Source organism: Gimesia aquarii (assembly GCF_007748195.1).
Classification (GTDB): domain Bacteria; phylum Planctomycetota; class Planctomycetia; order Planctomycetales; family Planctomycetaceae; genus Gimesia; species Gimesia aquarii.
Genome location: NZ_CP037920.1, coordinates 2,511,911 through 2,533,985, shown reverse-complemented (window position 1 = coordinate 2,533,985; position 22,075 = coordinate 2,511,911). Strand labels below are relative to the sequence as shown.

Annotated in this window: 17 protein-coding genes; 5 read left to right on the top strand and 12 right to left on the bottom strand. The window is 44.7% G+C overall.

Translation table 11 applies throughout. The annotated features are described in order from the left end of the window. Positions 1-74: 74 nt before the first annotated feature. Both V144x_RS10165 and V144x_RS10160 read right to left on the bottom strand, forming a co-directional pair. Positions 75-779: a class I SAM-dependent methyltransferase gene (locus V144x_RS10165; protein WP_144985056.1), complete on the bottom strand. Its 705-nt coding sequence runs from the start codon at positions 777-779 to the stop codon at positions 75-77. 173 nt (positions 780-952) lie between these two features. Continuing rightward, complete coding sequence (locus tag V144x_RS10160; RefSeq protein WP_144985055.1) at positions 953-2,239, bottom strand: glycosyltransferase family 2 protein; 1,287 nt, start codon at positions 2,237-2,239, stop codon at positions 953-955. Positions 2,240-2,519: 280 nt separating this feature from the next. Here V144x_RS10160 and V144x_RS10155 point away from each other — a divergent pair, with 280 nt between their 5' ends. Continuing rightward, positions 2,520-4,259: a ZIP family metal transporter gene (locus V144x_RS10155; protein ID WP_144985054.1), complete on the top strand. Its 1,740-nt coding sequence runs from the start codon at positions 2,520-2,522 to the stop codon at positions 4,257-4,259. A gap of 83 nt (positions 4,260-4,342) precedes the next feature. Here V144x_RS10155 and V144x_RS10150 read toward each other — a convergent pair whose 3' ends face one another. The 6 genes from V144x_RS10150 to V144x_RS10125 all read right to left on the bottom strand — a co-directional run bounded on the left by V144x_RS10150 (position 4,343) and on the right by V144x_RS10125 (position 9,947). Beyond that, positions 4,343-4,981, bottom strand: coding sequence for a DUF3124 domain-containing protein (locus V144x_RS10150; RefSeq protein ID WP_144985053.1), 639 nt, complete (start codon positions 4,979-4,981; stop codon positions 4,343-4,345). A 199-nt stretch (positions 4,982-5,180) separates the two neighbouring features. Continuing rightward, positions 5,181-5,768 (bottom strand): HD domain-containing protein, encoded by a 588-nt coding sequence (locus V144x_RS10145; protein WP_144985052.1) that lies wholly within the window; start codon positions 5,766-5,768, stop codon positions 5,181-5,183. A gap of 15 nt (positions 5,769-5,783) precedes the next feature. Then, the gene (locus V144x_RS10140) at positions 5,784-7,883 is read right to left on the bottom strand and encodes an ABC transporter ATP-binding protein (protein ID WP_197998855.1); all 2,100 of its coding nucleotides are present in this window, start codon (positions 7,881-7,883) and stop codon (positions 5,784-5,786) included. A gap of 55 nt (positions 7,884-7,938) precedes the next feature. Continuing rightward, positions 7,939-8,865, bottom strand: a complete 927-nt coding sequence (locus V144x_RS10135) for an ABC transporter permease (protein WP_144985050.1) — start codon at positions 8,863-8,865, stop codon at positions 7,939-7,941. 446 nt (positions 8,866-9,311) lie between these two features. Continuing rightward, positions 9,312-9,623: an acylphosphatase gene (locus tag V144x_RS10130; RefSeq protein WP_197998854.1), complete on the bottom strand. Its 312-nt coding sequence runs from the start codon at positions 9,621-9,623 to the stop codon at positions 9,312-9,314. Positions 9,624-9,743: 120 nt separating this feature from the next. After that, the gene (locus V144x_RS10125) at positions 9,744-9,947 is read right to left on the bottom strand and encodes a carbon storage regulator (protein WP_144985048.1); all 204 of its coding nucleotides are present in this window, start codon (positions 9,945-9,947) and stop codon (positions 9,744-9,746) included. A 640-nt stretch (positions 9,948-10,587) separates the two neighbouring features. Between V144x_RS10125 and V144x_RS10120 the strand changes: the two genes are divergently transcribed. Continuing rightward, the gene (locus V144x_RS10120) at positions 10,588-11,649 is read left to right on the top strand and encodes a Gfo/Idh/MocA family protein (protein WP_144985047.1); all 1,062 of its coding nucleotides are present in this window, start codon (positions 10,588-10,590) and stop codon (positions 11,647-11,649) included. Between the two features lie 159 nt (positions 11,650-11,808). Next, the gene (locus tag V144x_RS10115; RefSeq protein WP_144985046.1) at positions 11,809-12,648 is read left to right on the top strand and encodes an MBL fold metallo-hydrolase; all 840 of its coding nucleotides are present in this window, start codon (positions 11,809-11,811) and stop codon (positions 12,646-12,648) included. 164 nt (positions 12,649-12,812) lie between these two features. Here V144x_RS10115 and V144x_RS10110 read toward each other — a convergent pair whose 3' ends face one another. After that, entirely contained in the window at positions 12,813-14,195 is a 1,383-nt protein-coding gene (locus V144x_RS10110) for a Gfo/Idh/MocA family protein (RefSeq protein WP_197998853.1), read from the bottom strand. A 316-nt stretch (positions 14,196-14,511) separates the two neighbouring features. Between V144x_RS10110 and dinB the strand changes: the two genes are divergently transcribed. Then, positions 14,512-15,702, top strand: a complete 1,191-nt coding sequence (gene dinB, locus V144x_RS10105; RefSeq protein WP_144985045.1) for a DNA polymerase IV — start codon at positions 14,512-14,514, stop codon at positions 15,700-15,702. A gap of 46 nt (positions 15,703-15,748) precedes the next feature. Here the strand turns inward: dinB and V144x_RS10100 are convergent, their stop codons facing one another. From V144x_RS10100 to V144x_RS10090, 3 genes are read right to left on the bottom strand one after another with little or no spacing between them, the layout of a single operon-like run. Continuing rightward, positions 15,749-17,302 carry a sulfatase family protein gene (locus V144x_RS10100; RefSeq protein ID WP_144985044.1) on the bottom strand — a complete coding sequence of 518 codons (1,554 nt, stop codon included), beginning with the start codon at positions 17,300-17,302 and terminating at the stop codon, positions 15,749-15,751. A gap of 12 nt (positions 17,303-17,314) precedes the next feature. Then, positions 17,315-19,534, bottom strand: a complete 2,220-nt coding sequence (locus V144x_RS10095) for an ABC transporter permease subunit/CPBP intramembrane protease (RefSeq protein WP_144985043.1) — start codon at positions 19,532-19,534, stop codon at positions 17,315-17,317. Next, positions 19,534-20,310: an ABC transporter ATP-binding protein gene (locus V144x_RS10090; RefSeq protein ID WP_144985042.1), complete on the bottom strand. Its 777-nt coding sequence runs from the start codon at positions 20,308-20,310 to the stop codon at positions 19,534-19,536. The genes V144x_RS10095 and V144x_RS10090 overlap by 1 nt, the downstream gene beginning before the upstream one ends. A 506-nt stretch (positions 20,311-20,816) precedes the next feature. Between V144x_RS10090 and V144x_RS10085 the strand changes: the two genes are divergently transcribed. Next, a complete protein-coding gene (locus V144x_RS10085) occupies positions 20,817-22,037 on the top strand; it encodes a PQQ-binding-like beta-propeller repeat protein (protein WP_232102777.1) in 1,221 nt (406 codons plus the stop codon). The last annotated feature ends 38 nt before the right edge of the window (positions 22,038-22,075 follow it).

The window sequence follows — 22,075 nt, the reverse complement described above, 5'->3', positions numbered from 1 at the left end:
TCTGAGATGTTTTACCACGCATTGGAACAATTCGAGTTGACCTGAGATCTACAGAAAGCCAGTCTGTTTTCAGATCAGGACTTTCTACCGACATACATCAACTTCCCAAACGTAATTCTTTGCTGTTCAACATCGAAGTACCGGTTTAAGAGCGTCAAGATTTCCACAGGCTGGCCCAACCATTGTTCGTAGGTTGTCAGCTCCTGCTCAGTCATGACAGCAAATGCATCTAACTTGGGCCACAGCTTTCTTAATGGTTTATTTTTACTGACACATAGTACGAAACGAAGAAAAGGAGTCAGCCACGGCTCAACTATAATAACGTGCCCCCCTGGACGAAGGACTCGACTCATTTCTTCTAAAGTCTGCTTAAGATCCGAAGGTAAATCCGGTAAATGATGCAATCCACCTTGAACTATTAAAACATCCCGGCTATTTTCTTCAAATTTTAAATCCCGGCAATCACCAACATATAATTGTGCCGTTCCCTGATATTGATTGAGTAGATGTGGTGACAGATCAACTCCTTCAATTGAAGAAAACCCTAATTTTTTCAGGGCATGTAGTCCCATGCCTTGTCCACAAAATAACTCAACAACTTGTTGATGCTTCTCCCACCGATCAACGCCCAACTGACAAAGCCTTTTGATAAACTTTTTCATTTCTTGTTTTGGCGTCTCAAAACGACAATACGCGGCTTCCCAGATTTCATCGCAGCATTCCATTCCTGGATGCCAAAAAATGACGTCCGAAGAAGACTCACTAATTTGATTTTGCATGATTACCTCGATTTGAAATCATTATCAGTGGAGATCGATTAGAATAGAAACGAAGAATCTGACTCAACGACTGACTTATATTAGTACTTCTTATTCGCAATGGCAGGATCTATTTTGAACGGATCTTATGACATCAACCCGGTAACGTTTAGAAATGGATTTGTAGAGCAATTTCACTTCATTAGCTGTTGTGAAGTCTCTGCCATGGAAGTGAGTTTTTGATGTTTCTTATTCAAAATTTCAAGAGATTCTTTCTGAGTTGGATCAAAAGTGCTTTTTTCTATGGAAAGTTGTTCAATGCTCCAAATCGCAACTACTTTCATGAGTACAAAAAAGATCAGTGCTTGCATCACAGTGAAAAGAGTAAATGCTCCTGCAATTAAACGTGACCAATGCAAAGTAATCTTGCCCGAAGTTGCAAACTCAACGATTCCTGGCCATAAAAATCCGATGCTCAATCCGCTAAAGAGAGTCACCATTACAAAAAGAGATTTACCGGTAAACAGACTGGCAACAACCGATGACCAGAAGCCAATCGATTCATCACGACGTGAACTGAGTAAAGCCATCCGATTTGCAAGCGCTGAAGCAAGTAATAACGTAATTCCCAATGAACCAATGAACTGACAAACCACAAACCGATAGATCATCCATTCTTCAAGTCTCTGGTTTTGAAAGTAAAACTCTGTTGGGTAGGCCGCCAGGACCAGTATGAATAACATACAAATAGAAAAGCCTGTCAAGAAAATCTTTTCGGGCCGATAGCACAGAACCCCTTCACCGATTGCTCTGAGAAATCGAAACCCGTCCCAAAGCGCGCTCAGTTTACTTTCCCCGATCCGTTCTTCATATTTCATCGGGATTTCTATAATCCGTAAATCGTTCATTAAGGCGCGCGCACTCATCGCCGGGGTGAAATGTAATCCATCAGGGAGTGGATAAAGGTGTTTCAGTGCCGAGCGACGTACAACCCGCATACCGCTGGCTGTATCCGTCACTTTTCTGCCACATAATAAGCCTAGCAGGAATGCAAACATCCGGTTACCCGCTTTGCGGATTGCCGGCATTTGTGAATCTGCTCCCAACCGCGAGCCAAGTGTGATATCAGCATTTTCGTCTTGCGCGGTCTTGCATAAGTTAGCAAAAAAGCGTGGATCACAGGTTCCGTCTGCATCGAGGAATCCGACCAGATCTCCACGCCCGCGTCTCCAACCTTCTTTGATGGCGGCCCCATATCCCTGATTATCGTCAAAAACGATAACTTGCACATCATCGAAGCTTTGAGCAATTTCAGCTGTCTTGTCTGTTGATCCGTCACTGACAACTATAATTTCTACACCATCTAAGTCAGCTGCCTGACAAATCTCCTCTCTAGCTTCGAGGCTTCGAGAGATTGTAGATCCAATCGCATCTTCTTCATTTAATGCAGGAATGACGATTGTAAGCCATTTCTCATTCATAGTTTACAACTCATTCTCGTTAGAATCGGCTCTTCTAAATACCCATTAGTCTTAGAAACGAAGGCTCTGTTCGCTTAGATAATCTGCTTGTACTTCATATACCGCCTATTTCATAATAGGATCATTAAGGGGTATGGTCAAAGAAAATGCTCGAATTCTGAAAATCTCGAAGTGGAAAGAAGTCTAAGATCTAAGGTTAAAATGTCTTGATTGGACTGAGCTGTCGATATTGAGTAACAGACTCAAGCACTACCTTGCATGTCTGATCAGGTTATGCTCCATGAAAACAACTTTGATTTTATTAACCTGCTATGTTCTAGCCGCATTGTTACTTCTCACGAGAGTGGTCCCCAATCGGTTTGTGCGATTCAAGATTTTAAATCGCTTTCGGAGGGTATTTCAAACATTTAGTTCTCCTGTAACATCAGTTATAACGGTCTTCCTGCTCAGCTTTTTACTTTCGGCGTGTATTTCAAGCTTCAAAAAACCAATCCCCCGAATTCATGATGAGTTTAGCTACTTGCTCGCTGCCGATACGATTTCACAGGGGAGATTGACAAATCCCACACACCCCTTCTGGAAGCACTTTGAGTCATTTCACATAATTCATCAACCAACGTATGCTTCCAAATATCCTGTCGGCCAGGGTCTGTTTCTCGCTCTCGGTCAAGTACTGACGGGACGCCCTATTGTTGGAGCCTGGTTGAGTGTCGCACTCGCGTGCGCTGCCATTTGCTGGATGCTCCATGCCTGGGTTCCCCCTCGATGGGCATTCGCCGGTGGTTTATTGTCAGCCCTCCACCCCATCATTCTACTTTGGGGACAAAATTATTGGGGTGGGGCAGTTGCGATGCTGGGTGGGGCTTTGTTGTTTGGCGCTTTACGCCGTCTAATAAAACACCCTCATTCAGGGACCGCATTAATATTGGGAACAGGAATATTGATTCTTTCTGTGAGTCGTCCTTTTGAAGGGTTTCTGGCCGCTGTTTCAGCAGCGGTGATCTTAGTGATCTGGATGATAAAACAAACAGAATTTTCCAAAATGGTATTAGTTCGCTTCGTCCTCTTTCCCCTGGGATTTACATCTTTATGTATCGTAGGAATCATTGCGTTTTATAACGATCAAGTCACAGGAAGCATCTTTCGCTTTCCTTATCAAGTGCATGAAGAAACCTATTCTCAAACCCCACTTTTTCTTTGGGGAACACCACGTGATGCAAATGTCGCCAACCCGCATTTGAGAAAATTCCAATCCGAATGGTCATATGAGATGTACCAGAGGCAACAGGAACTGAGCGGGTATTGGGATACTGTTTCAATAAAAATATCGAGACTTCTCGGCAACTTGATCGTTTTCCCTTTGGGTGTTTTCTTACTCATAATCCCCTGGATTGTCAAAGAGCGTTGGGGATGCATTGCAGTGACAATCGTGTTGTTGATCAGTTTCATTGATCTGTTTGGAGCGACTTTTTTTCAACCTCATTATCTGGCTCCAGTGATTCCTCTTGTTTTTTTCATTTTGATTCAAGGTGCACGCCAATGGCGTGTTGCCTGGTGGCAAGATCGTAATCAGGGACCGGTATTAGTATTTGGCCTGGGTTTAATCTTTGTTGCTATGAGCTTTACCAAGATTTGGCTTTTCACGTCGACACCAGAGCTCCCTGCTCAATATCCAATAGCATTACAGCGATCAGAACTGATTGAACAATTGAAACAGAATCAGAAGAAAGACCTTGTTTTTGTCAAATACTCGGACGATCATGATCCTCATTTCGAATGGATTTATAATCGTGCAAACATTGATGATGCTGAAGTTGTTTGGGCACATGTTTTAGACGAGGAATCAAACAAGAAACTCAGAGAGTATTTCTCAGATCGACAGGTTTGGATCATCAATGCGGACGACAAGCAGGTTAAACTAAAACCGTTTTTGCAAAACTCCCTCGATACAAAATCCAGTGAGACACGGCCAAAAGATTCAGAATCGTCGACTTTTGAGACTACGCATAATCAGAGATGAAGCAATTGCGCCATTGATTTATGTAAGCCGATTCTAGCAGCACATATCAGTATTCGAGTGGTAAGTCACTATAATCTAAAACACTATTTTGACCGGGTGCTTCTACCATTTGAGGATGAAATATCGGCTCCCGTTCTTGTAAAACTGATCGCCTGCGATCCAGACGTCCCAATCATTACCGTTTCTATGATTGGTTTGTTAACTTCGCTCTCCGAAAACCATTCGACAAGGAAATTGGCTCCAGATCCACCAGAACTATCGCGATCCTCGACTAAGAACTCAATCGTTTGCAGAGGAGCTAACTTTATCTTTTGCTCAAGATACTTCTTAACCAGTTTGCCTTGAGTATTGAAATACTCAATCGAGTTCAGGTAAATCGGCTGATCAAGATCGATATTACGAATACTGAGTGTTGTTTCAAGCAGCAACGGTGATCCACCGTGATAGTAAATGTGCGAATAAGAGGGGACATAAACCAATTGCCGTATTGGTAATTTCTCTAATGAGATATTTCCTGCTTGATAGTCATTCAGATTGGGTGGCTCATAGCTCCGTGGTGGAACATATTGAAGATGATCTTCAATTTCTGCAAGTCGAGAATCAAGATAAAGAGCGCCTCCGACAATAACACCAAATGCGAAGAAGACGAAAAAAAACAGTCCAATCCAATTATCCATAAACCAGAGAAAACTGTTAGAATATTCTCTTTTCTGCTGCCTCATAGTTCACTTTACCTTCCGTTTTGAACGGCATTGACGAACCACTATTCACGCTATCATCCAGTTACGATTGACAATCTGCTCTAAATTAAGGGGACATTTTCCCACGAGAGTTCTGGATGTTCGGACTTACCATATGCAATACAGGTCACCCCAAAACTCTACCAAACTATCATAAGGTGTTGTATCGCAAATGCAGTGCTCACGGAAGATATTTTTTCAATTCATCGAGTCGTGCATTACAATTGTGTACCAGGGTTTCTAATTGTTGGTCCGACTGCCCAGCCGCATCAATCATAGAACGATAATATTGAATAATTTCAGTCGGACTGGCACCAAAGTGTTTCCAAAATTCATCAATATCTTCTGATCGTAAATCGAACAGCATCGCTTCCAGATTATGCAGCTTATCCGCTAATTCAATTGCTCGCGCTCCCAGAGTCGCCTGTTGCATGACTTCAATATGGTCCTGTTTACGCTCACGCCAACTCCGCTTTTCTCCCTCGGTTGTCTCTTTTTGCTCTGTCATTTCACTGACATACTGTATCACTTCTTCAGAAAAATGCTCTGTGAGTTGCTCAATTGTGAAGTTTGTATCTTCAACGACGTCGTGAAGGACGGCAGCAGCGAGAATATCCTCATCATGAAAACCAGCCTTTGTTAAGATCAGGCACACACTCATAGGATGCGAAATATATGGAATTCCTGATGCTTTTCGCTTTTGAGATTTGTGGGCCATTGCGGCCAATCGGATCGCCTGTTCGACCACAGGAGAATGAAGAATGTCCATAACTGATGCTTAGGCTCAACGTCCGTTTGAAGGTTCCTGCAAATGCCTGAACTGATTAAATCGAGTGTATTCCCAATGTCGATACAAAGCTGACTTCTTTAACAAATTTGACTGAGTATCCACCGCTTCCACTTTTCCATCATGTATCAATACCACTTGATCCGCATTGCGGAGTGTCGTAATCCGAGAAGGAATAATAAAAATTGTACGGTCCTGAAAAATTCGTGAGTACGCATCTTCCAAGAGTGTTTTTGTATCCTCGTCGAGCGATCCCTCTGGTTCTTCGATCACTAACAAAGCGGGCTTTCTTAACAAAGCCCTTGCTAACCCCAAACGGAAGCACTCACCGATTGTTAATTCTTCGCCATTCTGCCCTAAAGCAGTCTCATAGCCTTGTGGTAAATTTTGGATGAATTGATGCGCGTGTGCCTCTTTTGAAGCAGCGATCACTTCCTGTAATGAATAACGTTCATCACCACATCGAATATTTTCTTTTACCGTTCCAGTCAGACAAAGGTCGTTTCCGCCAACATAGATGGCTTCTGCTCTGAGCGATTCTAAGGTCACCCAGGCGCTGTCTTCACCATCCATTAGAACCCGTCCTGACTTCGGTTCTATGAATCGTGGAATCAGGTAACTCGCTGCACGTGGTGCGAGTGCTTCAAGGGAGACAAAAGCCGTGGTCGTTCCTGCAGGAATCTTTAAATCAAAGCCACTGAGAATTTCAGGCTCTTGTGAGGATAAACGATAGCTCACATTTTCAAATTGAAGCGACTGCGACACTGGCTCCAGGAACTTGGCTCCGACTGCCTGACTCACTTCGGGAATCTTGTTGAGATATCGATATACAGAACTCGCAGCAATATTGGCTTCCGTACGTACTCCGATCAATTCATAGAGCCCGTTGACTGGCAAATAGAAAAAAGCAAAGATGCCCACGATTAAAATCGCTGCAGAGAACGGCAAACTCTCTGGATTCAGCAGCACTTTATAGCCTACTAAAAATATCACCAGGCAAGAGCAGAATACCGCCAGTCCGCGAGCAATGCGGTGAACCCAACCTTCAACTCGTTTTAAATTGGTCGTGTTCTCCGAATATTTTTCAAGATGTTTCTGGAAACGATCATGCTCTACTGTTTCCATTCCATACCCACGAACCAAACGTGTACTTCGCAAGTTTTCAGCTAACAATGACAATTCGGATTCAATTGATACGAGTGTTTTGGCATGTTGAAGTTCATAATTTTTGCGGTACTGCAGTAAAAAGTACCAGGCGGCCGCTAATGGTATGACACATTGAAAGGTGAGCCTCCAATCAATTGATACCGCGAATAAAAACAGTATTAAGAGTGTGACGGGATGTTGAGACAAGCGATAGACCCATTGGAAAACGCCATTCTCCACAACCTCGACATCCTTAATAAACAAATTGAAAGCCTGGTCGGTTTCTTTGCCTGATAAATCTCCCGGTCCCAATCGAAGCGCTTGTCGATGAATCATACTTCGGAGCGTCATTGAAACATGACGAGAAATCTTCAGGCTGAGTTGTCTGGATCTCCAACGAATTAAAACTCGTAAACTTGCCAGAACTAATGCCACAAGGATCAAGGTAAACAGGGCAGACTGATTTTCCTGAAGTAAAGGGAAACGTTGGTAGAGTTGCTTCAGTATTCCATTCTGATATTTGACTTGGACCCACCACACCGATGGTAAAATCCCCGTATCAGTCAAATTAAGGTAGTTCGGATTTTCGGGAGCAGGTGTCTCAGTATTGCCTTTTTCTATTTCTGCTGATTTTCGAGACCCTTCTTCAGATTTGGCCTCATCTGTTCCTGCCTCATCTAGCTCATTCTCTGGTTTGGCTTCCTGCTCGGGGACAATGACAGGAGCTTCAACGGATCTGATATCCTGAAGAGCCAGGACATTTTGTTCTCCACGAACAGTAATTTTTCCTCGATGGTTGAGTAAGTCAATAATGAGGAACAAATCGACCAGTATCAGAGATAGCAACAAGCCATTAAAAAGTGACCAGAACAATACTGATCTAGCCGACCCACGAAAGAATTCCCGCGCAGGAAATGCGCGATGGAATGCGTTGGGCTGACGATTTGACACAGGACCCACCGAATCTGTTTGAAGTTACTAATAAATGAAGCGCGTTCCCTGTTGTTCAGGCAAGGTCACGATCTTCAAAAAGGATAAAGGCAACCAAAATCGCAATTCCGGAATAAAGCAGACAGCTTAAAGCGGAATGACCAATATAGACTGGCGGAACGATTGTCCCAGTTGCTACCGCTGGTGAGACATTAAAGTTATCAAGGTTCGGCAGAATCGTAGCGATCAGCTGACCTGTAAATTTTACGAACTCCAGCCCTTCTGCTTTGGCCTGGACTAGGTTTGGTGTCAGGTGCCCAATGATGTAGACACCAAAACAAACAATCATGTTCACCATCATCGGCAATCGAGTGGAAATCGCAACACTGATTGCAGTCAAGATAGCAACTTCCATATAAATCAAAAGAATTCCCGGCAAAATCAGCCAGACAGCAGCCATTTTTTCTGCGTGCGTCGGAACGTCTTTGGAAGCTTCTCTCGCATCATACCCAACCTTGAAATAAACGAGTAACAGAAAGGTAATCACTAAAGGAAGCATTAGCCAAACAACGGCTTTCAGAATACCTAGATATTTTCCCACGATAAATTGACGGCGGTTAATGGGCTTGGACAACAATGTCATTGCGGTTTTGCCTTCAATCTCGTCTGCAATACTTGTACTGGCAGACCAGACTGCAAGAAGTAGGCTACAAATCAAAATCGTAGCCAAGCCGCAGTCCATCAACATTTTGACATCATCACCCATCGAAAAGAATGGCAGGAACGTATTCAATAAAAGCAAAACCAAACCCAGCGACAGTAAAAGTAAAAACACGGGCTGGCGAATTGCCTCTTTCGTTGTGGCTCTGGCAATAACACCTGACTGGGTATATGCCGTCACCCCAAATAACGCAATGAAATAGAGCAACACCCCTGCTCCTGTGAGCCACCATTGCACAGTTAGGTCAGCATTTTCAGCAGAAAAAACCAAAAGGTTTTCCATCGTTCATCCACCACTCAACTAAATAATATGAATTGATAAAATAAGACGCGATGCCATTTCAAAGCCAAAACGGGTACAGAATCACTCAAGAATTGTACGAATCTGACCGCTTCGGATGTTGGATTTATTTTTGAAGTTCTGAAAACAAATCAATTTCAGTCTCCACAGGAGACAAGCTCTTGACAGGTCTCATTTGAAAATATGTTCCATCAGAGAAACAGAACTCTTAAAAAGTGAGAGCTGCCTCCAGAAACTGATGAAGATTTGAACTATCAAAAGAAATCCTGCAAAGCATTTCAAGCAATCCCTACTTTACCGAAAAAAGGTGGTCAAAGTAAAGAATGCAAGGTATTTCGGGACACGTTTTCCCTAATCTGTCGCCTACGTCCGCTAAAATTTGCCAAATTAGATTCATGCTAACCCCCATCTGCTCAATGGTATAGCAATCAGCGTGCGATCCTGAAGTCCTGCATGGCAGAATCTGGATCGATTTCCTGAATCGATACATCGGTGACATTGGTTGCAAACATCAACATCATATCATCGAAAAAATGGTCCAGATCTGCTTTATTTTTGGCTTGAGCCACCAATTCCACGGTGCCATCAGACATATTCTTAACAAATCCGGTGATGGGATGCTGCTTTGCAAGCTTTGAAGTCCGATAACGAAAGCCAACCCCCTGCACACGTCCCTGAAAAACCGCATGCAGGCAAACTAAAGCCGGTGATAGATCTGGTGAATGCGAATCAGCGCACATTAGCAATGTTTTTCTTATTGAGCGCATTAACGACTAATGAATGAGAAAACCATGATCGAATGGATAAGCGATCAAGAAAGGCTTTGGTCTTGAGATAGGAAGAAATAGCAGCAATTCAAATTAAGGCGAAGGAGTTTTCTCTGTCATGTGACTGGCCTCTGGCAAATCAGAAAAATTAACACAGAGTTCTTCGCGCACGATACTCATGCTTCGAGGAGCGTCAATCCCTAACCTAACTGAGTTCGGGCCTATTCGAACAATCGTTAAAGTTACATCATCGCCAATTCGAATTCGTTCACCGGGCTTACGTGATAATACAAGCATTTCTTTTCGAATCCTTCGTTATCTGTTCCCTCACACTTCCTTGTAACCTTTCCAGAAAGGTTGAAGCCAAATTAAGGATGAGGGTAGTTCAAGAGTACTCATCTCGACAGTTTGATGAAAACAACCATATTTGCACCAAAACTGCCATCACTACGATGTCGACATCAGTATGATAACACCTTTTGTTTTAATGTGTCTAGCCCAGACTGAAAAATTAAAGAGAGACCAAAAAACACATGGCAAAACACTCCCATTCCACCTAAATTAACCTAACTTGTGCCCAAAACTTAAGCACAACAGGTCCTGCTCAAAAAACAGGCACCAGCCTGGCTCTTTCTTTCACTAAAACAGTCCTGGAGATACCTGTTTTGATTGCAAAAACCCATCAAATCACAAGTCCAAACAGGTGTTTCCACTATACTGGAAGCCGGCAGCTTAACCCCTCAAAAGCCTTCTTTATGACTTTATTTCGATTGAAGAAATTGAAGTCACCAGAAGGTCAGGTTTTAAAATTTAAGAAGATAAAAAAAGAAGCAAGAAAACGGGCTGGCGACCGCTTGACGATTTCATTGCTGATCGTCAGTCTTTAGCAATTGTGTAAATTAACTTGAGAAGTCTGCCGCAACTGCAGGGGAAAGCTATGATTCGGATCGGGATTATCGGTATTGGTTTTATGGGAATGGCTCATTATGAAGGAGCAAAAAAACTCAAAGGAGCCAAAGTTACGGCAATCGCAACACGTGATTCCAAAAAACTGGCGGGAGACTGGAGCAGCATCGAGGGAAATTTTGGACCACGTGGCGGACAGGAAGATTTATCCAAAGTCAAACAATATAAAGACTATCATGATTTGCTGGCCGACCCTGAGATTGACCTGGTTGATATCTGTTTGCCAACAGAAATGCATGAGAAAGTCGCCCTCGATTCTATCCGAGCAGGAAAACATACACTTGTTGAGAAACCAATTGCCATCGACCTCAAAGCAGCCAATAAAATGGTAAATGCAGCTAAGAAAGCAGGCGTACAGTTTATGGTGGCCCAGGTACTCCCCTTTTTCCCCGAATTCCAGTTCGCTGTCGAATGTGTTCGGAGTAATAAATACGGAAAACTTTTAGCCGCTCATTTCCGACGTGTCATGGCACCTCCGAAATGGTCGGAAAATATAGAAGACTTCCAGAAACTGGGAGGTTGGGGAATCGATCTGCATATTCATGACAATCATCTGATCAGCCTGATGTGCGGTGTCCCTCGAAAAGTCACTTCGCGGGGAATTGAAAACCAGGGTTATGTCAATCATGTTCACACTGTCTATGATTACGATGAACCCAACCTGGCAATTAGTTGTGTGAGCGGAGGTATTGCGGCACGTGGTCTTGAATTTGCTCATGGCTACGAACTCTATTTTGAAGATGCCACAGTATTGTTTGGTGCTGGCACAATGGGCGTCGGTAAAAAGAAAGAATGGGTTGTCAGCCAGCCTCTGACACTGATTACTCAAAAGGGCCGCTTGCAACACCCGAAACTAAAAGGAGGAGATGCCTGGTTTGCCGCCTTTACGCTGGAATTGCAGGCCGCCGTAAATGCCCTTGAGTCTGGGGAAGAACCAGAGGCATTATCGGGAGCACTCGCAAGAGATGCGCTGAAAATTTGTTATGCCGAAGCCAAAAGTATCCAGACAGGCCGATCCATACCGGTGAAATAAGTGTCCTTCGGTCTGCCATGCATTCTTTTGAACGCTTTCACCGCTGAACATCGAAAGGTTTTCGAAATACGGCGGTGTATTTCTTGGTTCGTCAGCGAAATTGAGTTAGTCTGACTTCCTCCATATTAAATTCCTTGATGATTCGGCTATAGAGCTCCCATGCTTGAAAATCTACCTCTGCAATCCGTGAAATATAAAGGACTCACAATTGAGGGGTATTCGCGCGCTGCAGTACAGAGTTACTGGAGAGTCCCCGAACTCAAGCTGGGGTTTGACATGGGGGGAAGCCCCTGGTCATTTATGGGGACTTCGACCTTTTTTATCTCGCACGCACATTTGGATCACATGGCAGCCTTGCCCGCTTATGTGGCGCGCCGACGTATGATGAAAATGAGTCCTCCCACTATTTATCTGCCCGAAGAAGTAGTGGATCCGGTTTGGAATATGCTAAAAAGCTGGCAGCAATTGGATCGCGGGCGTATGGAATGCGAACTGGTTGGTCTTAAGGATGGGCAAGAGGTCCAGCTTTCCAGAGAACATGTTGTAACAGCCTTTCGAACAAAGCATACAGTGCCTTCGCTTGGATTCCAGGTCTGGGATTGCCGCAAAAAATTAAAATCAGAGTTCATCGGTAAACCGGAAACGGAAATCCGTGATGCCCGTATGTCGGGCGTCGATGTCAGCGAAGAGGTTCGTGTCCCATTAGTGTGTTACACTGGAGATACCGCCCCTGCAGGCCTGGATCATTTCGAGACATCCTTTCAGTCAAAAGTTTTGATCACCGAAATGACCTTTTATCGTCCTGAACACCGCCGCGAAAAGATTCATAAATTCGGTCACATGCACCTTGATGATCTCATCGAACGTGCGGATCGATTTCAAAATGAATTGCTCATTCTCGCGCATTTCAGTACTCGCTATCATGATAATCAGGTGATGAACGCCATTAAAAAACATTTGCCCGCTGAATTACGGGAGCGCGTGCACCTTTGGATGTGAGGCCTTTAACTGATGGCCATTACCTCCGTGCGAAAGTTCTTTATTTTTAATTTCGAAATGAACTAAATACTGGTAACTTTTGCATCTGACGGTAAACGTAAAAAAACCTGAAGGGAAATGACTCCCTTCAGGCTGAGCGCTTTTCTACATCTAAAAGACAGCAGTTACGCGTTGGTTTCGTAACCTTTGCGTTGTTCGCGAGATTGCCACTGGTTGGCTTCATCATCGCCGATGATCTGCTCGGTTTTAGGATCCCATTCCAGAGAACGATTCAAGCGAATTGCGATGTTAGCCAGATGACAGGTTGTAATTGCACGATGATGTGTCATGACATCGGAAATGGGTTGCTCCCGTGCATCAACACATTCATAGAAATTACGCATATGGTCACCAGGTTTACGCCCTTTATAGAGCTTGGTGATCGTATCACTGGAAAGCGGCTTGTTCTTAAGTTCTTCGACAGGTTTACCGGTCAAATCACCACGGCTGACGAAGATTCGGCCTTCCGTACCAGTAAAGAGAATTCCATTACGCCCATCACTTTTAATCGTCATTTTGACTTCGTTCGGGAATGTGCACTGTACTTCAAATTTTGAAGCAACGTTGTAAGCGTCATCCTTGGTTGGCATCCCGTCTTTCAGAGGAACAGGATGTACTGCGGAAATCGGCACTACCTGTGTAGGTCCAGATTCATCCATGCCAATCCCCCACTGGGCAATATCAACATGGTGTGCTCCCCAGTCAGTCATTTTTCCGCCGGAATATTCATACCACCAACGGAATTCATAATGAGCACGCGTTTTGGGATTACCTTTGTCTCCTTCTTTAGGCTTCCAACGATAGTTCGTCATCGGGGCCTGTCCGAGCCATTTTTCCCAATTCAATGTTTTGGGGACTTCGGCAACGGGAATCGGACCACTGGGACTAATTCCACCAATCACACATTCCACATCGGTGATTTTACCCAGCCGACCTTCTTTAATAATAGCCAATGCATTTAGAAAGCGCTGCCCCATCTCACTACGCTGCTGAGTACCAACTTGAAAGACGCGCCCCGTTTCTTTCAAAGCCTTGATGATCTGCTTACCTTCATCGATCGTCAATGTCAGTGGTTTTTCACAGTAAACGTCTTTACCGGCTTTCATGGCTTCAATGGCAATTTTCGTATGCCAATGATCGGTTGTGACAATCGTCACGATGTCAATTTCCGGATTTTCAAGCACCTTTTGATAGTCTTCAAACACAGCAACTTCTTTGTTATTCCCCTTTTTTCCCTGGATGTCTTTCACTCGGTCACGGGCTTTATTCGCGTGAGCAGCATCGACATCGCAAACAGCAATCACATCGCCATATTTCATAGCGTTGGGACCAACGCCATTCCAGCGACTACCCGTTCCAATACATCCCACAACGGGGCGATCATTGGCTGCCTTGAATTTGTATGCACTCGCAGGGTCGATATCAAACCAGAATGGAACACTGCTACCCGCGACGGCAGCAGCGGTTGTTTTCATAAAATCACGACGATTCTGCTTTTGGTTACTCACTGAAGACTCCTTATCTACGAAGATTTGTGCACGTTGATCCAAGTGAATGAATCATTTTAATGCAGGAAGATATAGCGTGACCTGCTCATTATAATGAACAGAGAAAGCGCTTTGCAAAGATCAAGCAGTTTTTCTATCTGTTTTGTGTTCTATTCTTTTAAGTACGTTTCTACTGAGATCCTTGCTAAAATGAAACTTCAGAAAATAGCAATCACCTCAAAAGAGTAATAAGAAATCAATGTTAGACTGACAAAGACTGCAAAGCGAACTCTTTATAAGTGAAGTTAATTAAATTTACTGATGTCCGAATAATACGATGCGCACAATCTTGCATGTTGATATGGACGCGTTTTATGCGTCAATTGAAGAACGGGATCACCCGGAATTAAAAGGACAACCGATTATTGTCGGTGGTCGTTCCGATCACCGTGGTGTTGTTTCGGCAGCCAATTATGCAGCGCGGGAATTCGGAGTTCACAGTGCGCAGCCGATGAAAACCGCCCGCAGGCTTTGCCCCCATGGTCACTATTTTCCGGTCCGAATGAATGCTTACGCTGAAATTTCACAATCCATTCAACAGATTTTTCGAAAATACACTCCACTTGTTGAACCCCTTTCTCTTGATGAAGCGTTTCTAGATGTCACCGGCAGCAAATTATTGTTTGGTACCGGACAAGAAATCGCGGTCACGATTAAACAGGAAATAAAGCAGCAATTGAATCTGATTGCCTCGGTAGGAGTCGCGCCGAATAAATTTTTAGCAAAAATCGCCAGTGATTTTGATAAACCAGATGGACTCGTCATTGTGCAACCGAACGCCATACAAGACTTTCTCGACCCCTTACCCATTTCTCGTGTGTGGGGCATTGGTAAAGTAGCCAGCAAACGGTTTGACAAGCTAGGCGTTCAAACCGTTGCACAATTGCGAGCCATTGACTCGAAATTATTGGGCGAGCTATTTGGCGAACAAGGTCAACACCTTTGGGAACTCTCACGCGGTATTGATGAGCGGCCTGTTGTTTCTGAACGACGCGCAAAATCGATTTCGCGCGAGACGACTTTTTCTCAAGATGTCACTGATCGAGACATTCTGAAAACGGTGTTAATTCAACTAGTTGAAGATGTTGCCCGTAGATTGCGCAAAAATGGATTACGAGGCAAAACGATTCAGCTCAAAATACGCTACGATGACTTTTCCACGTTTACGCGCGCCGTGACAATCAATCAACCCACAGACATCACCCGGGAGATTGAAGAAGCGGCATTATTCATACTGGAAAATCGACTCCCACAGCGCACTTTATCAATCAGACTAATTGGAATCGGTATTACGGGCTTTGATAACGGACCATTACAGCAGCGGTCATTATTTGATGAAGCAGATCAGCAAAAAAACTCTCGTCTGGATCATGTCAAAGATCAAATCGCCCAACGATTTGGAACAGAGTCTTTAAAACGAGGGACTCGAATTTCTAAGGACGATTCCGAAGATGAGCCGACGACTTAAAGAAGACCTTCCCTTTTGTATTCTCTGTTCATACCTGGCTGAGTCATTATTTTTGAGCGGGAGCCCAACGTCGCTCCTGAATCGTGTCAAAACGAACCTGCGTGTCGTTGGCACTGATCTGACCGGCACGACTACTGCCTTGATCGATTAGTTTTTGAAAATCAGCGGTCATTTGCGCAACAATTTTCGGACGTTGTTTCACTAAATTTTTCTGCTCACCAATATCAGAATCCAAATGATAAAGTTCGGTAATAGTTGGTTTCCCCCGAGATTGTTGAAGATTGCGGCCACTCATTTTAAAGACAATTTTCCAGGGACCATCACGATAGGCAAATTCCCCATGATTGGAGTGGCTGACAAGTGATGTGCGATGTTGGTCTGATTTCTTACCGAGTAAAGAGGGCAGAAAACTCATACTATCCTCTGCCCCGACTGGGGGTAATTCTGCTCCCACAATTTCTGCATTAGTGGCGAACAAGTCAGTGAGACACACCATTTGGTGACTCTCAGAACCAGGTTTGATACGGTTCGGCCAGCGCACGACAAGCGGAACACGATGCCCGCCTTCCCAAATGTCTCCTTTATGTCCTCGATAGGGACCACTGGGAAAATGGCCTGCATTAATCAGATCGTCCCAACCGGTGTAGTGTGAATGGCCGTTATCTGCCGTGAAAATCACAATGGTATTTTCGGCGATGCCCGCTTGATCAATGGCTTTTATCACCTGACCGGCAGACCAATCTGTCTCCATCACAAAATCAGCTATCGGAGCAATTCCGCTTTTTCCACGAAACTTTGCCGACGGTACAACCGGTTCGTGGGGCGAAGTCATAGAAAAATAAAGGAAGAACGGCGAGGCTTGCTGCGCCTGGTCATGCACATATTGAACCGCGCGTTTCGTAATTTCTGGAAGAATCTTTTGCATGCGCCAACCGGGTGCCGTGGGTGCACCGACAAAACCTCTCGGTAAAACAATCCCTTCACTGTGGTCTAATTGAAAGCCTGCAGTTGGCTGAGTAGTAAGACGATCATTTTCAATGAATGCAAATGGGGGAAGGTTGGGAAGATCGACTCCAAAATAATAATCAAAGCCGCGCGCAGTCGGCCCTCCTTTGATCGGTTTTGTAAAATCCCACTGAAGTTTCCACTGCCCATTTCTTTTTTCCGTCATCCGACTCGGCTGCGCCCCAGGCCAATTCCAACCCAGGTGCCATTTGCCGATACAGGCGGTGCGATAGCCTTGTTCCTTGAGAAACCCAGGAAGTGTCGGACGATCCTCAGTAATCAAAGGTGGCTCATAAGCGGCAACAACCCATTCCTGCATGCGTGTCCGCCAACTATAGCGACCCGTTAATAAACCATAGCGAGTCGGCGTGCAAACCGCGGATCCACTGTGCGCGTCGGTGTAACTGATTCCCTGCTGAACAAGGCGATCCAGATAAGGTGTGGGAATCTTATTTTTGGGATAGTGTGCCCGGATATCTCCCACGCCAAAATCATCAGCCAGAATCACAACAATGTTTGGATGTTGTTGATCGGCAGCTGGTAGTGAAGAGACACTGATACAAACCAGAATAAACCCGATCCATTTCACAGCCATTGATATCTCCCATTAGTTTTTCTTAGTCAGGCTATTAGTAGTAGCCAGCTGATTACGATTGCTGAGATAAATCAGTGTGAATCCAACAATCACCAGAACCAGAGAAGTTCCCAACCAGAGCATCGGTAAATGTTTCTGGTTCTCCAGATTGACTTCCCATTCGGAAAACGCATCCTGATAATTGGCAATCGTAATCAACAACCCATTGTGTATCATATGCAACATGATACCCGGAATCACACTGCGGGCGAGAACATTCACGTATCCCAGACTGAGTCCCATTAAAAAACTGGGAAAGAAACGTTCAATGAACAGGGAATCTCTGACAATCACATGAAACAAAGCAAACAGGAATGAAGAAATCAGAATCGCAGGTGTACTTGAAAATCGATTTAATAAGGCACTTAACAAATATCCGCGAAAAAATAATTCTTCACACACTGCAGGTAAGACTGCCAATGAGATCAATTTCACCCACAAGGGTACACTTCCCAGCTCCAGTTTTAATGATTCAAACATCTTGGAAAGTGATTCAATCCGGTCATTGTTGAGTGAGAGAATCTCAATTTCATACGCGAAGGGCCACAAGGTGAAGCCCAGCAGGATTGCCCCCAGACATGCCAGGACTTTAGGGGGAAACCAGCGGAATCCCGTTTTTAATTTCACACCTCCCATGCGTGCGAATAACAGCGGAATCAAAAGAAACAGGCTGAAGGTCAACGTTCCTGAAACTAACAAACGCTGGGACATCGAAATCTCACCCAGACGCCCGACAAGTGACGAAGAAAGTATAAAAACGGGAAATAAGACCGCCAGACAAATCATGGCGTTATTGAGAGCGGGAACCAAGTGCTTCTTTTGTGATCGCTTCAGTAAATCAGTCCAGGTAGTATGACTCTGGTACAAAATCGTATCGGCTCCAAAAATACGAGCTGCGATTCCGAGCGCAATGACACCGTAAAACAAAGTAGAAATCACGGAGAGAAACACTAAGCCCTGCTGTGCTTCCTGGAGAAGAAAGTCGCGGCTTAATAACACAATATTTGCTAAGGGAATGACGGCCCACATCGGAGTCATCTTTAAATCGGGTACCATTCCCAAAATCCCGGGTGCCATTGAAATCAACATCAGTGGAATCAAATACGCCTGAGCTTCTTTAAAACTGCGCGCAAAACTGGTCAGACACAATAATACAGCAGAAAAGAAAGCCGCAAAAATCACTAGCAACAGCAAGATCTCAAGCAAAACAAAAGGAGTCATACCTGCACCAAACAAGACCGTTTCCAATCCGTTGGCATAAGCGGTCGCGAGCATAGCTGTCATATTGACCAGCGCTGTCAGGATCGCCACAAATAAGACTGCGATGAATTTAGCACTTAAAATCCACATCCGCGGTAGGGGAGCTGCCATTAAGGTTTCGAGCGTGCCTCGTTCACGTTCCCCTGCTGTTAAGTCAATGGCGGGATAAACAGCACCTGTAACCGTCATTAGAATTAAAATCAGAGGCACAATTGTGACCAGCGAGAATGCCTGTACCGAATCTGTGTTGACCGCAGAAACCGATGTCACGAAAGGTACGGCATCGCTTTCACCAAAATCCCTCAAAAGCCGGTCCCGGTAATTCCACCTGACCGCCTGCAAACGTTGCTCCACATAATCGGCAACACGACGACTGTGTCTCGATTGAGCTCCGTAGATAATTTCAAAACTTCCATTCAGCTTGTTGATATCAGGATGTTGTTCCAGCTTACCACTTGAAACAAATCGGACTCCAATATCAACAGATCCTTCGCGAACTAAAGTTTCCAGGCTTTGCACATGCTCTTCGTGATCCGCCATCAATATCTTGATTTCTGGATCTTCCTGCTGGAAATCTTCGAGTGTCTCGTCTGACTTTGTCTTTTCTGAATCTGAAAACTCTTGATATTCTTTTAACGTCAGGAGTTGTTCTCCATGAGCGAACACGTCTCGGAATAGCTTCGCTTCAGGTTCATTGGGCAGTACAATTTGATATTCCACTTTTCCTAGATTCGTCATCTGGCTGATAAAGAACTTTTGCAGCATTAACCCCAACAAGGGATAAACCAGCACTGGCATTAAAATCAAAGTAATAATAGTACGACGATCGCGCAGAATTTCGCGCAGTTCTTTTTTTAAGAGACCTGAAAACCGAAACGTTATCGTTGAGCCAGGCATGTGATCCTGCGAATCTGAACTAGAAGGCGACGACATTAAATCACTTTCTCTTGAATAGCAGGTATGGTTTCATCCTGTTCAACAGGGTCGTCCAATAACTGCAAGAAAATCTGCGTCAATGTCTGACACGATGTCACTTCTTGCAATTCTGTCAGAGTACCTTCGTATCGTTTTTTCCCCTGATGCATCAAGCCTAAACGATCACAGAGTTGTTCTGCTTCGTCCAGCCGATGCGTACAGACTATGACCGCTTTCCCTTCATCGCGCAGGTGATCAATGTAATCAAAAATGACTTTACTGCCAACCACATCCAGGCCACGGGTCGGTTCATCCATGAGCATGACAGGAGGATTATGAATGAGCGATCTTGCCAGATTCACACGTTGCTTTTGCCCCGTACTCAATGTGGCAGATCGGCGATCCAGAAACGCGGTAATATCAAAGAGACGAGAGAGTGCTCTAATGCGTTCCGTAGCTTGCTGCTTGGAAACACCATAAACGTCAGCAAAGAAAAACAGAATTTCACGAGGGGTCAACCATTGATACAGCCCCGCACTGGTCGATACTAAGCCCACCCTCCGTTTGATTTCATCGGGATGACTTGAGACCAGAAACCCTTCCACTTCTGCATCGCCGCTAGTAGGTTTCAATAATCCCAGAATCATTCTGAGCGTGGTTGTTTTACCGGCTCCATTGGGTCCCAATAAACCATAAACCTCACCCTGTTGTACTTGAAACGAGATTTGGTCGACCGCCAGGACATCCTGACTACTCGCTTCGAATACTCGCGTGAGGTCTTTTACGATTATCATTTAGGCAACCCTCCCCTACTCTAATATGACTCATAGAGCGCAATGCAACCCGCCTAAAACACCAGTCAGTGAGGAACTTCTGAATCCAGATGTGTCTCAACATGTTAAAATTAGTTTTGAATGGATTGCCATGCTTAAAAAGCGTTGATGTCACGGGAACCGTGATATTGAAATGCTGGCACGTACTCAACGCATTTTGGAACTTTGTTATTGTAGCAAACTGAAAGTGAATCTGTCACGTTCTATAGAAGCAACCAGGCAAAGATTATCCATTGTTTCAGTAAACGGTTGAATATAAGCTTGGCTTTCACAACAGATTGATGAATGAATGAAGAAGATTTCGGATGCACCTTGCATGAGGTTGCGCGCTTGATCACAATAAATAGGTTCGATACGAATCATACCAATTCGAACCCTGCCAGAAATTGCCTCCATTGCTCTGGTTCATTTACGAAATTAAAGGTCATACAATGCGCACACACACTCGAAGCGGATTATTTTGCTGCATGCTCATGACATGCTTGGCCACAATTGATACCTGGGCAGCAGATGACTGGAGAGTCTGGCGCGGCCCCAACTCCAATGGAATCGCCCCTTCAGACCAGAAACCGCCTGTGAATTGGGCAGAATCCAAAAACATTCTCTGGAAAGCCCCCCTGCCCGGACGGGGACATGCCTCGCCCATTGTCGTTGATGACCGCGTACTGATTGCAACAGCTGATGAAAAACAACAAATCCAATCCGTTGTCTGCTTTGATCGTACTTCGGGACAGCAACTTTGGAAAACGGATGTGAGCCAGGGAGGCTTTGCCGCCAAAATTCATCAAAAAAATACGCATGCTTCTCCTACCTTAGCATCAAATGGAGAAACCGTTTTCGCTGCGTTCCCTCACCATAAAAGTATTCAAGTCACTGCCTTAAATCTTGATGGAAAACAACAGTGGCAGATCACCGCTGGTGGTTTTCTGCCCCGTGCGTATCAATTTGGCTATGCTCCTTCTCCCATTCTTTATGAAGATAAAGTCATCGTTGCGGCAGAGTTTGAAGTGAATGGCTACATCGCCGCCTTTGATCAACAAACGGGACGAGAAGTCTGGCGAATCAAACGACCGAATAAACTCAACTTTTCGACGCCCATCGTGGCCCGAATCGCTGGACGCGACCAGTTACTCCTAAGTGGTAATTCGAAAGTCGCCAGTTTTGATCCCCAAACGGGACGCGAACTCTGGTCCAGTCCTAGCCTCTGGGTGGTCTCCTGTGGCACAATGGTCTGGGACAAGGATCTGGTCTTCGCCAGTGGCGGCTTTCCCACAAAGGGGACATTGGCGGTCAAAGCCGACGGTTCTGGAAAAGTTGTCTGGACGAACCGAGTCAAATGTTATGAACAATCGATGCTGGCTCACAACGGCTACCTCTACGCAGTCGACGATAATGGAATCGCTTATTGCTGGAATGCACAGACAGGAAAAGAGCAGTGGAAAAGCCGACTCGGTGGAAAAGTTTCTTCCTCGCTCGTGCTGGCTAACGGCAACCTTTACCTTTCCAATGAACAAGGTAAAACGTTTGTGTTCCGTGCCAATCCAGAGAAATTTGAATTGGTTGCAGAAAATCAACTTGGCGATGAATGTTTCGCAAGCCCCGCGCTATGTGGCAATCAAATTTTCCACCGCGCCGCCAGCCGCGCCTCAGGAGCGCGTAAGGAAACCCTCTATTGTATTGGAGAGTGATTCGAATACGCCCACACAAAGCTTAGAAGGACATATGG

What these genes read in the sequence shown, in the direction of transcription:
- V144x_RS10125 (WP_144985048.1), bottom strand. Translation starts at nt 9,947, where the DNA reads ATGCTTGTATTATCACGTAAGCCCGGTGAACGAATTCGAATTGGCGAT.
- V144x_RS10120 (WP_144985047.1), top strand. Translation starts at nt 10,588, where the DNA reads ATGATTCGGATCGGGATTATCGGTATTGGTTTTATGGGAATGGCTCAT.
- V144x_RS10150 (WP_144985053.1), bottom strand. Translation starts at nt 4,981, where the DNA reads ATGAGGCAGCAGAAAAGAGAATATTCTAACAGTTTTCTCTGGTTTATG.
- dinB (WP_144985045.1), top strand. Translation starts at nt 14,512, where the DNA reads ATGCGCACAATCTTGCATGTTGATATGGACGCGTTTTATGCGTCAATT.
- V144x_RS10160 (WP_144985055.1), bottom strand. Translation starts at nt 2,239, where the DNA reads ATGAATGAGAAATGGCTTACAATCGTCATTCCTGCATTAAATGAAGAA.
- V144x_RS10085 (WP_232102777.1), top strand. Translation starts at nt 20,817, where the DNA reads ATGCTCATGACATGCTTGGCCACAATTGATACCTGGGCAGCAGATGAC.
- V144x_RS10155 (WP_144985054.1), top strand. Translation starts at nt 2,520, where the DNA reads ATGAAAACAACTTTGATTTTATTAACCTGCTATGTTCTAGCCGCATTG.
- V144x_RS10165 (WP_144985056.1), bottom strand. Translation starts at nt 779, where the DNA reads ATGCAAAATCAAATTAGTGAGTCTTCTTCGGACGTCATTTTTTGGCAT.
- V144x_RS10100 (WP_144985044.1), bottom strand. Translation starts at nt 17,302, where the DNA reads ATGGCTGTGAAATGGATCGGGTTTATTCTGGTTTGTATCAGTGTCTCT.
- V144x_RS10135 (WP_144985050.1), bottom strand. Translation starts at nt 8,865, where the DNA reads ATGGAAAACCTTTTGGTTTTTTCTGCTGAAAATGCTGACCTAACTGTG.
- V144x_RS10145 (WP_144985052.1), bottom strand. Translation starts at nt 5,768, where the DNA reads ATGGACATTCTTCATTCTCCTGTGGTCGAACAGGCGATCCGATTGGCC.
- V144x_RS10090 (WP_144985042.1), bottom strand. Translation starts at nt 20,310, where the DNA reads ATGATAATCGTAAAAGACCTCACGCGAGTATTCGAAGCGAGTAGTCAG.
- V144x_RS10115 (WP_144985046.1), top strand. Translation starts at nt 11,809, where the DNA reads ATGCTTGAAAATCTACCTCTGCAATCCGTGAAATATAAAGGACTCACA.
- V144x_RS10130 (WP_197998854.1), bottom strand. Translation starts at nt 9,623, where the DNA reads ATGTGCGCTGATTCGCATTCACCAGATCTATCACCGGCTTTAGTTTGC.
- V144x_RS10095 (WP_144985043.1), bottom strand. Translation starts at nt 19,534, where the DNA reads ATGTCGTCGCCTTCTAGTTCAGATTCGCAGGATCACATGCCTGGCTCA.